The organism is Clostridium sp., assembly GCF_051278035.1.
Taxonomy (GTDB): domain Bacteria; phylum Bacillota; class Clostridia; order Clostridiales; family Clostridiaceae; genus Clostridium_AD.
This window is the reverse complement of sequence record NZ_JBNMNU010000005.1, coordinates 1-15779: the sequence shown is the minus strand read 5'-3', so window position 1 is coordinate 15779 and position 15779 is coordinate 1. Positions and strand designations below refer to the sequence as shown.

Below are 15779 nucleotides of genomic sequence, written 5' to 3'. Positions count from 1 at the left end.
AAAAAACACTTGACTTGGAGCGAACTCCAGGGTTTATAATAACAATATAAAAATGTTAATTAGTAAAAATAGGAGGAATAAATAATGGAACAGAAAAAATTAGGCTTTGGATGTATGCGGTTACCAATTATAGATAAAGAGGATCAGTCAAGTATTGATTTTGAACAATTAAATAAAATGGTGGATACTTTCTTAGAAAGAGGATTTACTTATTTTGATACAGCTTACATGTATCATAATTTTATAAGTGAAATTGCTTTGAGAGAATCATTGGTAAAACGTCATCCAAGAGATTCTTTTACGGTTGCAACAAAGATGCCAACCATGTTTTTAAAAACACGGTCAGACCTTAATAAAATTTTCAATGAACAGTTAGAAAAAGTTGGTGTAGATTATTTTGACTATTATATGCTTCACAATTTAGGTGTAGCTCATTATGAAATCGCAAAGAAAGTAGATGCATTTTCTTTTATTCAGAAAAAGAAAATGGAGGGGAAAATCAGAAAGATTGGTTTCTCTTTTCATGATAAAGCCGACCTGTTAGATGAAATATTACGTGCACATCCTGAAGTAGATTTTGTCCAGTTACAGTTAAACTATCTAGACTATGAGAATGAAAGTATTCAGTCTAGAAAATGTTATGAAGTGGCAAAAATGCATAACAAATTGGTTATTGTTATGGAACCTATTAAAGGTGGCACATTAGCTGAAGTGCCAAAGGAAGCAGAAAAACTTTTTAAAGAGTATGATACAGAGATGTCCGTGTCATCTTGGGCAATTCGTTTTGCGGCAAGTCATGAAAATGTCATGATGGTATTAAGCGGTATGTCTGACCTGGAACAATTATTGGATAATACAGGATATATGCTAGAATTTAAACCATTTGCTGTGGAAGAATACGATATTGTAAATAAAGCTGTGAAGATTATTGATGAAGCGATTGTTGTTCCTTGTACTGCATGTCAGTACTGTGTAGACGGATGTCCGAAAAATATTCCGATACCAGAATACTTTGCACTATATAATGCAGAGAAACAAGCACTAAATCAATTGTTTTCTACTCAAGGTTTATATTATGCAAATTATACTAAAACATATGGTAAAGCGTCGGATTGCATCGAATGTAAAAAATGTGAGGAAAGTTGCCCACAGCACATAGAGATAACAAAATATCTGAAAGAAGTAGCAAATACATTTGAAAATTAGCAATGTAGACAAATCCAAATTTCATTGGGCAAAGGAGGTACTTTTCTATGAGGATTTCAGAAGCAAGTCAAAAATATGATATAACAGCAGATACGCTGAGGTATTATGAGCGAATCGGCTTGATTCCACCAGTGAATCGAAATTCGAGCGGAATTAGGGACTATATAGAAGAAGATTGTAATTGGGTTGAGTTTATAAAATGTATGCGTGGTGCAGGACTTACGATTGAAGTATTAATAGAGTACGTAACAATGTTCAAGCAAGGGAATTCTACAATCAAGGCCAGAAAAAAACTTTTGATTGAACAACGTAGTCATCTTGCTGAAAAAATCGAAGAAATGCAGCAAACAATTAAGCGTCTGGATATAAAAATTGACGGATATGAAGAAAGAGTATTGGTAAAAGAAGAAGAATTGAAAAAGGATTAGCTATCCATTCTAGCAACACTATTAGAAACCCAATTAACATTATATAAAATATGATATAATAACCACATAAAGTAAAACATATAGGTAAATTGGGGGTAGCGTTTGAGAAAATTAATTGCTATTTTTATAATTATAAGTATTGTGTTAATATCAACCATCGGTTGTGGCAGTCAAGTTATTGACTATGCAGATACCTTTATGATAAAGGGTGTTAATTATATAGGGGCTAATGATCAGGTAATAACTGATGAAAAAATAATAGGATTAGAAGTTGGAAGCATTAAATACAATCTAGTCGATGGTAAAGCAAATTCTCAGTATCATCTGAAAGATGGGGATGCTACTTTTCTAAAGGTTGGTACAAAGATATATTCTTTGAAATTTAAGAAGGAGAAGGGATATGTAGCTGCAAAACAAGATGGTAAGTGGATGCTATATAAAGCTTTGACAGAAAATAGCGATGGCCAATTGCCATCTGGAAATGGAATTACAGAGGGCACCTTCAAAGCTACTGCACTTATAGTTGAAAAATCAGGAGTTGAACAATCAATAAGGATAGAAGATAAGGATAAGATAAAGAAAGTTCTGGAGGAGATAAAAAATGGAGTGGAAACAAAGGAAACCATTGGTTATCCACAAGAAAACAACTACAGTTTTTATTTTGTTATTCCTGATAAAAATGGTATTGGGCAGATAGTACACAAATATTATTTTAAGTTTCAAGATGTTAACCTTAAGGGTTATGTTAGGAGAGTTAACGATAACTATACTGTAGACAGCAGTGTAAATAAGATAATAACGGATGGTTTTGGAAATTCAGAATCTATATATGATAATAAACTTGGTGGAAAGCAACAGATCTATGATATGTTTGCAGATGGAAAATTTATCTTGAGAAAAGTAGTAAAGGAAACTCCTCAGGAAAAATTCAAGGTTAAAATTATAAAACAGGGAGAAGAAGTCTGGCAAAATGGAAATAAGGTAAAGGATATACTTATAGGGAAATATAAAGTTGAAATTTTCATGAAGGATACAAAGGTACAAGAGAAAATTTTGAGTATGATAAATTCAAAACAATATAAGTTTCATGGGGTAATATCTATTAATTTCACTAAGGCTGATGGTGGGGATTCTTCTGTGCTTTATTTGAGTTATGATGAAGAACCAGATCTTTATTTAGATGAAAGTATAGATAGTTTTGTGTTGGTTTCCAAAAAATAATATTTATTAGAAAGGAGGATGAAAGGTTATCGATATCGCTGAAAAACTTTTAATAGACGTTGAAAAAACTAATAAGTTGAATGCATACTGTGTTCGCTTTGAAGATGGTAAAGAAATAGAAATGATTGCATCAGGAAAAATGATTATTCCAGTTGATGGAAATGAGCATAAAAAGAAAATATATAAACTACTTGAAGATAATTGTGATTTGATTTTCTGTACTACAGATAAATTGAGGAATTTTGAATTCTATCCTGTTCCGATGCTAGCAATTATCGCTGTTGATAGTAATGGAACTCATTTCGGGACAATCGGTGGAACGGGTGCACTTGGGAGTGATGATGATTGCTCAGTTGGATATATAAATAAAGAAGGTAAGCATGGGAAAATAGCGGGCTGCCTTAAAGAGTTCTTGGAACTTGTCACTTTTTATCCGTACTGGAGAGACATAGTTGAGTATGAACAAATGCAGCTATCCTACAATATATCTGATATAGAGATGAACCAGAGAAATAAGCATTCACAGTTTTTTGAATATCAGTGTGAGATTTCAGAAGAACTTAAACTTATTAAAAATCCTAAATCCATTGAATTACTTATCACAAATCTTAAAAGTTCACCCGATTTCATGGTATATCGTTCAAAAGATGAAGCTAAAAAAGAAAATGTATTTTTGGAAGATATTAATTTTGAAGGATTTGGAAAGATTACGTGATTAAAGGTCAACTTTCTTCAATTTGGCATAATATTGTTAATACATATTGATTAGTAATTAAATATGACTTGTAATTTATTAGGAAGTAAAGATTATTAATAAAATGTGAGTATGGAAGTGATAAAAATGATAAGGCGGATAGCAAGATATGAGATTAGAGTATGTGTACAAGTAATCAGAAAAAGTTTTGGAACGGTAGCACAAGAATTTAGTCTTACAAAAGAGAATTGTCCAGGGAATGCAAGTTTTATGAAAGTTGAAAAAATATATAAGCAGTATGATGAAGGTAGAGCAATGTTTGCTTATCTGGATAATGATATCATTGTAGGTTTTTTTTCACTTAGTAAGAATGATGGTGGGGGTTTTGAACTGAATAATCTTGCTATATTGGTAGAATATCGTCATAAAGGTTATGGCAGAGAAATGATTGCTTTTGCAATGGACAAACTCAGGGAAATGGGAAGTAGTAAAATGACTATTGGATTAATTGAAGAAAGTACGAAATTAAGGAATTGGTACAGTGGATTAGGATTTATACATACAGGTTCAAGAAAGTATAAACATTTACCCTTCACAGTGGGCTTTATGAAAATTAGACTTTAGGCTTCTATAGTAAGAGATAAACCAATCTTCATTTCAGTCTGATAATAGGTCTGCCATTGGTGTCACTTCTAATCATCTAGTTTTATCAGGAGCATCTCTCATTCTGTTGAGGAGGCTTCTTTTTAATTGAGAAATATACAGTTGACATATACAGTTGAACTGTATATAATATACCTATACAGTTCAACTGTATAGGTATGCTATACAAAGGGGGGCCAATGAGACGAAATAAGAAGTTACCATTAACTGAAACAGTATTTTATATACTTTTGGCATTAAAAGAACCAATGCATGGGTATCTGATTATGCAACAGGTTGATGATCTATCAAACGGTGCTGTAAGGATGGCAGCAGGAACCTTGTATGGAGCAATAGAGAATTTACTCAAGTTGAACTATATAAAGTCTGTGCCAAATGCAGATAAAAGAAGAAAAGTATATGAGCGTACGACACTAGGAAATGAAATTTTGATACAAGATACTGAAAGAATGAAACATATGGTTGATATTGCCAATAAGCAATAACATTAGGAGGACTTATGAAAGTATTTAAAATATTTATGAACAATCTAAAAGAAGAAGTCTGGGTTAAAAAGATGGCTGGCGATGGTTGGCTTATTGATAAAATAGGATTTGGATACACATTTAGGGAAGTCGAAAAAAAACAATACAACTTAGTAATGGATTATAGAATGTTTACTAACAAAGAGGAGTTTGAAGCATATATATCATTATATGAAGACTTTGGATGGAAGCATATTGCTGGATCAAAAAGTTCTGGTTCCCAGTACTTTGTTCATGAACAAGTAGAGAATCAAGTAGAGTTGTTCTCAGATGAAGATTCTCAAAAGGCAAGAATTATAAGAATTAGAAAAATGCTAAGGCAGGTATTAACAATTACGCTTGTGTTCTTTATTACTTTATTATCATCAAGGAGTATTACAATTGAAGCACTTATGAATCCAAAAAAACTCTATCTAACACCTGGATTGTGGGGTATGACTGGTAATACATTTTGGTCAGCATTCTGGCTCGAAACACCCTTTGTATTATTTAGAGGGATACTCATGTATGCTTTGCCTATAATTATAATCATCTATATAGTTTTTAGTTATAAGATTCAACATGGATACAATAAAGCTCTGAAGAAACTTAAATGATATTATCTACAGTACAGTGAATAAACGAAGTGCGGGTGTCCTACTTATTAAAGGAAGTTTTGAATATCACAATTTAAGTGAATTTGTAGTTATTACAGAATTTTTGGTGCTAAAATTCTGATTATTCAATATTTATATTGACCTTTTCATTATTTTGTCTAATAATGTATATAGAGTTGTTAAAAACCATTTTTTACGAGGGGGATAAATATGCTAAATTGGAAGAGAACGAAAACAAGCACTATTGATATTAAAGGCGAAAACAATACAAAGGATGACAACACTAAACATTCGACATCTCAAAATAAACTTGCTCTTTTGAAACACAACCAAAAATGTATTGTAAATAAAATAAGCAACAAAATTGATGAAACCGGTTTCGCCACAGAAAATTTAATTGGGATTACAGACAATATTAATCAATATGTAGAAGTACAGATGGATTCAATTGAAAAATTGGTAAATGAGATTACTAATTATTCTGCATTAGCTGAGGAGGTACTCGCGAGCACCGAAAATTCAAAACAAATAGCAGAACAAACCATGGAAATAGCATACGAAGGACGTAGGGCTGTAGATAACTCTATTAAAGCGATGACTGACATAGAAGAATCTGTCGACGACGCAAAGACAGTTGTTATGGACCTTAACACAAAATCTGCACACATTAATGAAATGTTAAATATTATTAAAGATATTGCTAATCATACAAATCTTCTTTCTTTAAATGCATCTATTGAAGCCGCAAGGGCTGGAGAAGCGGGAAGAGGGTTTACAGTAGTTGCACAAGAAATTAAAAAGTTAGCAGAACGAAGTGTAGAGTCTGCTGGAGTTATTTCTAAGACAATAGATGAAATTAACGGTAGTATAAAACATACTATTAATGCTATGGATAAGACAACTGCAAAAGTAAAAGAAGGAAGCGAAATAGCTAATAACACAATGCTGGTTTTCCAAAATATTATAAAAGCAGTCCAAACTAGTACTAATGTAACAGCAGAGATAAACTTAGCTCTAGTAAATCAAACTCAAAATTTAGAAGGTGTTATCAGCTCCACAGAAGAGATGAACCATACTTCAGTGAAATTATTATCAGTTGTAGAATCAGCTTCTTTAAACACTCAATATACAAAAACATCTCTTAACATTTTAACAGAAGTTTCAGAAGATTTATTATACATATCTGATAAATTGATTAATGAAGTTCCATCAGATGCTAAAGAAGAAACCATTATAAGGACCTGTTTGCATGGTGTTCCGCTTGGATTTGATCCATGTCTTGCACTTGATCAAGAGAGTGGACAAGTAATAGTAAATGTTCATTCAGCCTTACTTACGATTGGTTCATCAGGCGAGGTTTCTCCCGGAATAGCAAAAAGTTGGTATGTAGAAGAGGATCATTTAACTTGGGTCTTTAATTTAAGAAAAGGTGCAAAATTTCATAACGGGCGCGAACTGACTGCCAATGATATTAAATATACATATGAAAGAATTTTAAGCCCAAAATGTAAATCACCGAATAGTTGGTTTCTTGAAAATATAGAAGGTGCTACTCAGTATTTAAAAGGCATTGCTAAAGAAGTTATTGGAATAACAGTATTAGATAAATATAGATTGTCTTTAAAACTTACAGTTCCGTACACAGGTTTTTTACTTAACCTTGGACAATACTGTTGCTCTATTATTGCTAAAGAAGAAATAGACAAAGGTGAAATCGTGGGCTGTGGTCCCTTCATTTTAGAAGAAATACGAACTGACGGTTGTACTCTATCAGCCTTTGAGGATTACTACGGTGGTGCTCCCTATTCAGACAAAGTTGAAATTGAGTTTAAACCTAAAAATGCAGCAGAAAAATTTTTAAATAAGGATTATGATTTTATTACTGCAGATAATAAAAGTCTTATGGAAAGCTTGAAAAATTCTAAATCTTCCTCTATTAAAATGAAAGATGTTATGGGAACTTACTATGTTGGTTTTAATCTAAATAGCAATTCCGAGCTTGTTAAAGATGTGGATATAAGAAGAGCATTAAATTACGCTATTGATAGGAAAAGAATTATAAGCGAAATCTTAGGTGGAATGGCTATTGAATCAAGGGGGCCTTTCCCGCCTAGCATAATAGATAATAAATATTTGCCTACTTTTGATTACAATCCTAGTATGGTGAAAAATCTTTTATCTAAAAAAGGAATAAGCTCATCGCAAAAGCTTAGGCTACTTATAAGGGAAGGTGACAGTGACACTGTATTTAACAAAATTGCTCAATATGTGGTTGAAGATTTAAATAAAGCGGGGATAGAATGTGTAGTTGAAAAGGTTCCTTCAGATAAATACTTTGAAAATATAGCTAACAATGATTTGTTTATAAGTAGATGGATTGCTGATACTGGAGACCCTGATAATTTTCTCCAACCTAATTTTAATTTGACAAATTATACTGATTTTACTGGATATAATGATGAAGCTGTTCTAGAAATGATGAATACTGCTAAAGAAATATTAAATCCACTTAAGCGTATTAATATGTATGAAGAAATTCAGAAGAAAATTGTTGATGATTATCCATGGATTTCTCTATATCATCCTCAAGTTGCAATAGCTACTAATACTGGCGTATTTGGCGCAAGGTTAAACCCTTTAGGAATAGTAAGATTTGAAGATATTGTTATAGAATAAAAATTTAACCTTAAAAATAAATCAGCATTAAGGCATATGCCTTAATGCTGATTTCTGTCTTCCATTTGTGGAGGATCTTACATCCATTTATGTTTAATCATTATTTTTGCGCCTTTTTTAGCATAATCAAATGTATCCTTTGAAATAGTTACAAATTTTGAATGCAAATCGCTTCTCAAATACGTTGGACTTAAATTAGTTACCTTGGGTATAATATTATTAATACATATTTAATAGGAGTTGTTGTAACTATGACTAAATCCGATACTATTAAAGAAAACAGAAAGCCCAACAAACTAATTAATGAAAAGTCTCCATACCTTCTGCAACATGCATATAACCCTGTAAATTGGAACCCAGGGGGAGAGGAAGCCTTTGCTGAGGCTAAAACCAATATTCCTTTCAGTCGGCTATTCTACTTGTCATTGGTGTCATGTTCATAAAAGATATTCCGCATTAATTCCTTTGTTCTTATAGGTGAAAAACAATATAAAAATATTTTTAAAAAGCTAAATATTATTAAATCACGTTTATTATATAATACTATTTGGTAAGACATTATATGGAAAGTTAATTAGTTGATTTAAATTTTTATATACGTTCATGATATTAAACTTGTACAAATAGCATATTAATATATACTGTATATAAGAGGTGTATTTATGGATAACTTAAAGGATATTAGATGGAAACAGAGATTTGAGAATTTCAATAAATCATATAAGTTGATGGAGAAATATTCAAAACAACAAATAACTTCAGAACTAGAAAAAGCAGGTATAATTCAATTTTTTGAAATGACTTTTGAATTAGCCTGGAAGGTATTAAAAGATTATTTAGAAACTGAAGGATATGTTGTAAAAAGCCCAAGAGAAGCAATTAAGCAAGCCTTTCAAATTGGGTTAATAGATAATGGTCATGTATGGATAGATGCATTAGCAAATAGGAATCTGACGACACATACTTATGATGAAATGTTGGCTGATAAAATGTCAAAAGAAATAGTGGAACTATATTTTCCAGAACTTAAAAAAATGCATGATCGATTATCGGGGGAATTATAGTATGTTTGGATTAATAGATAGAGATATTGAATACATTAAAGATGCAATAGCAAAATTTGTAACTATAGAAAAGGCTATTATATTTGGAAGTAGAGCGATGGGAAATTATAAGAAAGGTTCTGATGTTGATATAGCTATTTTTGGTGAGCAGATAACAAGTGAGGTTATTTTTAAGTTAGATGATTATTTAAATGAAACTTCGCCATTGCCTTATTTTTTTGACATACTTCATTATGAAATTATATCGAATGACAATCTTAAGAAGCATATAGTTGATGAAGGGAAAATTATATTCGAGAGAGTATGAGATGAATTAAATAATTTGTTAATTATGTTTACTGAGAACTTTGAAATGAAATGTTTATTGAGTGAAAACCTCCCTAAATTTGTATAAATCAAATTCAGGGAGGTTTTTTATAGCTAATATTTTAACTCGCATAATGGACATAGTAGAAATAGCATGTGATAAGTATGAACAATATAACTAAATAAAGGGGAGAATTTAAAATGGAAAAGCTGATATATGAACTTATCTTAGAAGTTGAAAAGTTAAAAAATTCTATTAATAATATAGAAGTGAAATTGGATAGAACCTATCTCTGTTATTAAATTAGGTGGGACAGCTATTACGCTAGCAGCATCATCTGAATTTCATAAAGCAATAGAAAAACAATTTGGTATGGTAATACTAATTTTTTAAGTTACAAAACTAAAGATGAAAGTATCATGAGACTTACAAGCTTAAATAGTGCAAATGAATTAATGGGTACTATTGAGGATAAAACAGCTAATAGAAAATTGGAAATTGCGGTGCAACAAAAACTATTTTAGAGTACAAAAGTTAGTATATAATTAGAGACTCAAAGTAGCTACCTTGGGTATAATATTGTTAATACATATTTGATAGGAGTTGTTGTAACTATGACTAAATCCGATACTATTAAAGAAAACAGAAAGCCTAACAGATTAATTAACGAAATGTCTCCATACCTTCTGCAACATGCTTATAACCCAGTAAATTGGAATCCGTGGGGTGAAGAAGCTTTTGCAAAGGCAAAAGCAGAGGATAAACCAATATTCCTTTCAGTCGGCTATTCTACTTGCCATTGGTGGCATGTTCGTAAATGATACTACATATTGAATAATAAATAAGTTTGCTTTTAATTACCTTCACATGTTGGTTCAGATTTTAAAAAAAACTAAAATTACTAACATTTTGGATAGATTTATAATTGGATTAGAAAAACAGAGATTATATATAACCTCTGTCTTATACTTGGAGTTGAAATGATTTATTACAGTTTTATAATGTGGTAGTTACATTTAAACATTTGTACCGCATTATCTCAACTCCTAGAGAAAATTTACATTAATATTTATAGTGTCACCAACTCTTGTCCAAATAATAGAGTCTATCAATGTTTTATAAAGTCTATTGAGATCAGATGGTGAACAGTTCTTTGATAGATTTTTATTGAACTCCTTAATAGCATTAAGTTTATCTACATTGCTTACTGTTTCGTTGTTGGATAGTTGTTTATCTAGAATGTATAATTCCTTTTTAATTTCATTAGTTTCCTTATTAACTTTTTCTTTTCTTTTACGATAAGTATCTAATTCATAATCGCCATTCTCATAGGCTTCTTGGATTCGCTCAAAAGCCTTCTCTTTTTTACAAAGTTCCTTCTTCCAAATTTCAATTTGATTTTTTAAGGATGCAATTTCTGCATCAGGCACATTGTTAATTTCTAATATTATCTTATCTTCAAATTCTAATAACTTTTGATTAATTGCATCTAATATATAATTTGAAGTTCCTCCACGATTTGTACACTCATTTCCGTATGGATCGGTATGTTGGCATTTTTTTACACATACAGTTCCATTATTTTTAGTTATAAACTGCATACCATAACCGCAGATACCGCATTTAACTAGGCCACTTAAAATGTATTCGCCTTTACGAGAGCGTACGGGTATAACTTTTCGCTTCTTTATGAGAGATAAGATAGTATAATGCTCGTTTAGAGTTTTAATTTGTTCATGGCAGTTTTCTACTATAATCCATTCTTCTCTAGGATTTTTTTGTACTCTTTGGCATTCGGACTCCTTTTAGAATGACTATTACCAATGCCTTTGTTACTAATTATATTACCCAAGTGAGTTTCATCTTTTAATATCCGATCAACTGTAACTGGAGACCATTTAAGCCCACGAGGGGATAGAATAGATAGCCTATTTAAGTTAAATGCAATCTGGTTGGAAGGCACATTTTTAAGAGCCATATCAACCATAGTTCTATATATCCTTAGTTTATCTTTGTTTACAACTAATCCTTTCTCGCTTAAATTCTCTTTTCCAGTTTGATATTGATATGGATAAGGGGGGGGCCCATTTGTCCAGTCACCCTGTCTAGCACCTATTTTTTTACCTTGCTGCATCCTTCTCTTGATTTTTTTGTATTCCTGCCTAGCAAATAAACCTTCAATATCTACTCTAAATTCATCATCATCATTATTTAAATTATATATGTTATTAGGAGTAACTATTAATGTGCCGTTCTTCTGTAATGCCTTTTTTATAGTATCCTGATCACCTGAGTCACCTCTAGAAAGCCTATCAAAATCAACTATAACTACAGCATCATACAAACCCCCACGGACATCATTTAGTAGACGATTAATTTCTGGCCTTAAGGCGAGGCTATCCCCACTCTTGATTTCTTCATATTGGACATATTTCCAATTATGCTTCTTACATAATTCTACTAATATGCTTCTATGTTTTTCTAAATCTGTGCTTTCATCACCACGAGATTTTCTTAAATAAATTGCAACGAATTTAATTAATTTATAAATATCATGTTCGTTATTCATGTTTAACCACCTCTCTAAATTTCAATTAATACCTGAGTTGTAATAATATATTTATAGAAAAAGATTTATATAAGTTTCAAGTTTTTATTTATAATTAAATTAAACTTTCTACATTATATTGAAATAAGGGAGACAGTCAAAAAATTATGTAAGAAATATATAATATTTCTTATACAACTATGGGGTATTTGAAAAAAGACATTAATTCTACTAGCGCTAACTAAGTAATTATTAAAATAAAAAAGCTATTAAAGGATGATGCTATAAAATAAAGATAAGCTAGAAATTCAATTCAAATCTGGAATCGTGATGGAACAAAGGATTACATATTACGAGTAAAGAATAAGCAGGAATAGATATCCTTCCACGCTCACTCCTGCTTATTCAAAATTGTTAAGACTAAAATCCTCAGTACGTTGAAGGTTTTATTGTTGGCAGTGCGATATATGTCGGAAGATTAACAAAATCAGCATTTATATTGTAGAAAAATATGGTATAATTATCCTATGTATATATGTGGGGATGGTGATTTTGTGAATGAGGAAAAAAACAGGTATGATTTGACTTCAGCAGATACAAAAATTATAGGTTTTGATTTCCAATATTTCTATTTTATAAACGAACTTTTAAAATTAGATGATGGACAATCAATTGGATTTGAAGCAAAAGATGATGTTCATATAGAATTACCCTCAAATAGGAAAGTAATCATCCAATTAGTCCAACTGAAACATACTGTTCAAAAAAGTGCAAAGAAAGTTCCAACTAATCTTACAGATAAAGATGATGATTTATGGAAGTCATTATCAAATTGGTGTAAGGTTATTTGTGATAAGACAGAAGAAAGGAAAACAAATAAAGCTCAATTAGCATATTTAGAAAATACTGAATTTATCCTAGCGACCAATAAAAACATATCTAATAACAAGTTTATAACTATCATCAAAAAATTTGTAAATAGAAAACTGAATTTTGAAGAAGTTACAGATTATTTGTCTGATTTAAAAAAAGATACCAAAGATGAAAATGTAAAAAGTCATCTTCAAGATATTTTGGATATGAATGCAAATGTATTAAAATCTTTCATTAAAAAGCTAAACTTTATAGATACTGGTGATGAAATTATTACAAGTATCAAATTAAATATACAAAGAAAAATGATTGCTAATGATAGAGTTAATGATGTGTTTAATGAACTATTTTCTGAACTTAAGCAAGAATTTTTTAATAATGTAAAGGTAGGAAAACATCAGATCATTACATTTGATGAATGGATGAATAAATACACCTGTATTTTTGAAAAAAATCGCAGTACAAATTTACCTGTAAGAAGTTTTAAAGCAGTATTTCCAGAAAATTTATTTCAACAGCCTTTTATTAAAGAATTGATAGAAATTGGCGAAATTGAAGATGATGATTTATCACAAGTAGCAGAGTTCTCTGAATTTATGCTTAGTGTACAGATGAATCTAAATCAATGGCATACTGATGGCGAAATTACAAAATCTGATTTGGAGAAATTTCATAAAGCTGCTGTTTCTATTTGGAAAAATACTCACAAGAGATCACATAGATTAACTAAAACAAATTTAGCACTGAACCATATCAACGCTATAAATTGTTTAGACGATATTAGAACTAAGGAATTAAAAATGCTTACCACTGACATAGGTGTAGATTTAAGCGATGGTGAATTTTACTATTTGTCTAATGAAAGTCAGATTGGATGGAAAATAGAATGGGAGGCGAAGTATTAAATGGAAAATACACATTCGTTTCAAAGCAATGAAATCTTAACAGGGATAGCTATCCTCAGTGTTTTGAAAATAACAAAAAAATTGGAAATAACAAAGTGCTTATTGATAGAACCTTTGTTGAGCTATAAAAGTATTAGAAATTATCTAAAAAATGCTAATAGCAAGGTTAGAAGCATTGAAGAATTGATGGTAAAACAAAATATTGTTTTTTCAAATTTCAATTGGAGATTTCAAGAAAAGTTGCCTTTATCGATTAATTCTATTTTGTTAATGTCACAGTTAAAACTATTACATATAGAAAACAACATTCTTCTTTTTACTGGTGACGAATTTGATTTTAATGAAAAAACATTAGGTAAAGCCGCACAAGATATTATTGGTACTAGTAGTAATTTGACTGAAATATTAACAAAGGAGGCGGCAAGTAGTTTGTACCTAAGCTTGCGAGTGGAATTATGAATATGACATTTTATATTGAAAAAATAATTTTATGGTTAAAAAATGGTGATCAGAGAACTTTGGAATTTAAAAATGATAAAGTAAATGTTATTACTGGTAACAGTAAAACTGGAAAGACAGCTGTTCTTGAAATTATAGATTATTGCTTGTGTGGAAGTGAAAGTAATATTTCGCATGAACATATCGGCGAAAATGTTTTATGGTATGGGTTGTATTTTCATATCAATGGAAAAGCGTACACTATAGCACGGGGTAAATTTGAAAACGAAACCAAGTTGTCTACAGATTATTATTTTTCGTCGGTTGGAGAGATTCCGAAATTACCGTGGTCAACTATAGGTGAATCTCAATTAAAGGAAATTATTGAGCAAGAATTTTCAATAAATACAAAAGTTACATTTGGTTATGGTGGTAAAACTATAAAGCAGAATTCAAAAATATCCTATAGATACTTTATGCTATTTAATACATTATCTGGAGATGTTATTGATCATAGTAAAAATTATTTTGATAAAATGGATCTTTCTAGATATAGAGAGGCATTACCTCGCATTTTTGATTTGGCTTTAGGAATTACTACTATTGAAAATTTGATGATACAAGATAAAATTGCTAACGTGGAACGAGATATACAGAAACTTGAAAAAGATAAAAACTTATTAGAAAAAGAGATTGAAAATCGGACTACAAGCCTAAAAATTATTATAAAAAAGGCAAAGGAAGCAAAAATTATTTCTCCTAACTTGATAGAGTTGGATGAATGTGTAAGAGAGTTTAAAAACATATTAGAGACAGGAAATCTATCGTTAGTTGAAGTTAAAGAAAACAAAGAAATTGAAGAATTAAAACAAAAAAAGCAGAAGTTGGAAATACAACTTACTAAGTTAGGACGTTTTAAAAATAGATATGCAACATATAAAAAAAGTTTAGGTGGTGAAGAAGCTGCACTTAAGCCTATTAAATATATTAACAGTACCTTTTCAGAAAACATTTCTAATGATGAATATAGGCAATTTCTCAATGTTTTAGAATTTGAATTAGCAAATATTAAGAAAGCCATAAAAGATAAAATGCCTTTTGAATATGGCGTTGATGACAAAATAGAGGAGCTTGAAAAAGAGTTAAATAATATAAAGGAAAAGCTAAAATTAGTACCGGATGTCGACGATACGGTTAAAAATGATAAAGAGCGCCTTATTTCTCTTGGTGAAATAAAAACAGAATTTTTACGTTTGATTAATCAGGAAGTATCTCCAGATACAGTTGATGAATCAATTATAGCTAAAGAAAAGGATTTTTCGGAATTAAAAGATGTATATAATTCTCCAGAAGAAAGCAAAGCAACGATGATCGATGCATTAAATGATTATGTGCAAACATATATAAAAGTTGCCAAATCTGCTTTAGATGAATATGGTACATACCTAGCAACATTTGATTATAGCAAAAAGGTTCTGAAATTACGCAAAAGTAAAGCAACTACCACAGCTAATATTACAAGTAGCTCCGATCATTTGTTTATGCATTTGTGCTTGTTTTTAGGTATGCATCAGTTAATAATAAACAATCAGGTTCCGTATATTTTGCCTTTTTTAATAATTGATCAGCCAAGTAG

The 15779-nt window shown here is 30.7% G+C and carries 15 protein-coding genes and 2 pseudogenes; 15 read left to right on the top strand and 2 right to left on the bottom strand.

Going from position 1 to position 15779, the window contains the following annotated elements:
• Positions 1-84 precede the first annotated feature (84 nt).
• The 12 genes and pseudogenes from ACJAX4_RS01750 to ACJAX4_RS01695 form a co-directional block, all read left to right on the top strand.
• Complete coding sequence (locus tag ACJAX4_RS01750) at positions 85-1206, top strand: aldo/keto reductase (protein ID WP_435787729.1); 1122 nt, start codon at positions 85-87, stop codon at positions 1204-1206.
• Between the two features lie 47 nt (positions 1207-1253).
• A complete protein-coding gene (locus ACJAX4_RS01745; RefSeq protein ID WP_435787728.1) occupies positions 1254-1634 on the top strand; it encodes a MerR family transcriptional regulator in 381 nt (126 codons plus the stop codon).
• Positions 1635-1736: 102 nt separating this feature from the next.
• Positions 1737-2855, top strand: coding sequence for a hypothetical protein (locus ACJAX4_RS01740; RefSeq protein WP_435787727.1), 1119 nt, complete (start codon positions 1737-1739; stop codon positions 2853-2855).
• 76 nt (positions 2856-2931) lie between these two features.
• The gene (locus ACJAX4_RS01735; protein ID WP_435787726.1) at positions 2932-3570 is read left to right on the top strand and encodes a hypothetical protein; all 639 of its coding nucleotides are present in this window, start codon (positions 2932-2934) and stop codon (positions 3568-3570) included.
• 126 nt (positions 3571-3696) lie between these two features.
• Positions 3697-4173 carry a GNAT family N-acetyltransferase gene (locus ACJAX4_RS01730; protein ID WP_435787725.1) on the top strand — a complete coding sequence of 159 codons (477 nt, stop codon included), beginning with the start codon at positions 3697-3699 and terminating at the stop codon, positions 4171-4173.
• A gap of 218 nt (positions 4174-4391) precedes the next feature.
• A complete protein-coding gene (locus ACJAX4_RS01725; protein WP_435787724.1) occupies positions 4392-4697 on the top strand; it encodes a PadR family transcriptional regulator in 306 nt (101 codons plus the stop codon).
• Between the two features lie 14 nt (positions 4698-4711).
• Positions 4712-5332 carry a DUF2812 domain-containing protein gene (locus ACJAX4_RS01720; RefSeq protein WP_435787723.1) on the top strand — a complete coding sequence of 207 codons (621 nt, stop codon included), beginning with the start codon at positions 4712-4714 and terminating at the stop codon, positions 5330-5332.
• A gap of 210 nt (positions 5333-5542) precedes the next feature.
• Positions 5543-8008 carry an ABC transporter substrate-binding protein gene (locus ACJAX4_RS01715; protein WP_435787722.1) on the top strand — a complete coding sequence of 822 codons (2466 nt, stop codon included), beginning with the start codon at positions 5543-5545 and terminating at the stop codon, positions 8006-8008.
• 251 nt (positions 8009-8259) lie between these two features.
• Positions 8260-8461: pseudogene (locus ACJAX4_RS01710) on the top strand (DUF255 domain-containing protein); the annotation flags it as partial.
• Between the two features lie 209 nt (positions 8462-8670).
• On the top strand, positions 8671-9072 hold the full coding sequence (locus ACJAX4_RS01705) for a nucleotidyltransferase substrate binding protein (RefSeq protein WP_435787721.1): 402 nt from the start codon (positions 8671-8673) through the stop codon (positions 9070-9072).
• A 1-nt stretch (position 9073) separates the two neighbouring features.
• Entirely contained in the window at positions 9074-9379 is a 306-nt protein-coding gene (locus tag ACJAX4_RS01700) for a nucleotidyltransferase family protein (protein ID WP_435787720.1), read from the top strand.
• Between the two features lie 614 nt (positions 9380-9993).
• Positions 9994-10191: pseudogene (locus tag ACJAX4_RS01695) on the top strand (DUF255 domain-containing protein); the annotation flags it as partial.
• Between the two features lie 234 nt (positions 10192-10425).
• On the opposite strand, the gene ACJAX4_RS01690 reads toward ACJAX4_RS01695, so the two are convergent.
• Both ACJAX4_RS01690 and ACJAX4_RS01685 read right to left on the bottom strand, forming a co-directional pair.
• Positions 10426-11022 (bottom strand): recombinase zinc beta ribbon domain-containing protein, encoded by a 597-nt coding sequence (locus tag ACJAX4_RS01690; RefSeq protein ID WP_435787774.1) that lies wholly within the window; start codon positions 11020-11022, stop codon positions 10426-10428.
• A gap of 107 nt (positions 11023-11129) precedes the next feature.
• A complete protein-coding gene (locus ACJAX4_RS01685; RefSeq protein ID WP_435787719.1) occupies positions 11130-11948 on the bottom strand; it encodes a recombinase family protein in 819 nt (272 codons plus the stop codon).
• Between the two features lie 533 nt (positions 11949-12481).
• On the opposite strand from ACJAX4_RS01685, the gene ACJAX4_RS01680 reads away from it, so the two are divergent.
• From ACJAX4_RS01680 to ACJAX4_RS01670, 3 genes are all read left to right on the top strand, one after another.
• Positions 12482-13705 (top strand): hypothetical protein, encoded by a 1224-nt coding sequence (locus ACJAX4_RS01680; RefSeq protein ID WP_435787718.1) that lies wholly within the window; start codon positions 12482-12484, stop codon positions 13703-13705.
• Entirely contained in the window at positions 13706-14164 is a 459-nt protein-coding gene (locus tag ACJAX4_RS01675; protein WP_435787717.1) for a three component ABC system middle component, read from the top strand.
• Positions 14161-15779: DUF3732 domain-containing protein (locus ACJAX4_RS01670; protein WP_435787716.1), on the top strand; the 1619-nt coding region annotated here is incomplete at its 3' end. The genes ACJAX4_RS01675 and ACJAX4_RS01670, both read left to right, overlap by 4 nt.

Bases quoted from the DNA above. Each gene is read 5' to 3' on its own strand.
- ACJAX4_RS01750 (WP_435787729.1), top strand. From the start codon at position 85: ATGGAACAGAAAAAATTAGGCTTTGGATGTATGCGGTTACCAATTATA.
- ACJAX4_RS01745 (WP_435787728.1), top strand. From the start codon at position 1,254: ATGAGGATTTCAGAAGCAAGTCAAAAATATGATATAACAGCAGATACG.
- ACJAX4_RS01730 (WP_435787725.1), top strand. From the start codon at position 3,697: ATGATAAGGCGGATAGCAAGATATGAGATTAGAGTATGTGTACAAGTA.
- ACJAX4_RS01725 (WP_435787724.1), top strand. From the start codon at position 4,392: ATGAGACGAAATAAGAAGTTACCATTAACTGAAACAGTATTTTATATA.
- ACJAX4_RS01720 (WP_435787723.1), top strand. From the start codon at position 4,712: ATGAAAGTATTTAAAATATTTATGAACAATCTAAAAGAAGAAGTCTGG.
- ACJAX4_RS01715 (WP_435787722.1), top strand. From the start codon at position 5,543: ATGCTAAATTGGAAGAGAACGAAAACAAGCACTATTGATATTAAAGGC.
- ACJAX4_RS01705 (WP_435787721.1), top strand. From the start codon at position 8,671: ATGGATAACTTAAAGGATATTAGATGGAAACAGAGATTTGAGAATTTC.
- ACJAX4_RS01700 (WP_435787720.1), top strand. From the start codon at position 9,074: ATGTTTGGATTAATAGATAGAGATATTGAATACATTAAAGATGCAATA.
- ACJAX4_RS01685 (WP_435787719.1), bottom strand. From the start codon at position 11,948: ATGAATAACGAACATGATATTTATAAATTAATTAAATTCGTTGCAATT.
- ACJAX4_RS01675 (WP_435787717.1), top strand. From the start codon at position 13,706: ATGGAAAATACACATTCGTTTCAAAGCAATGAAATCTTAACAGGGATA.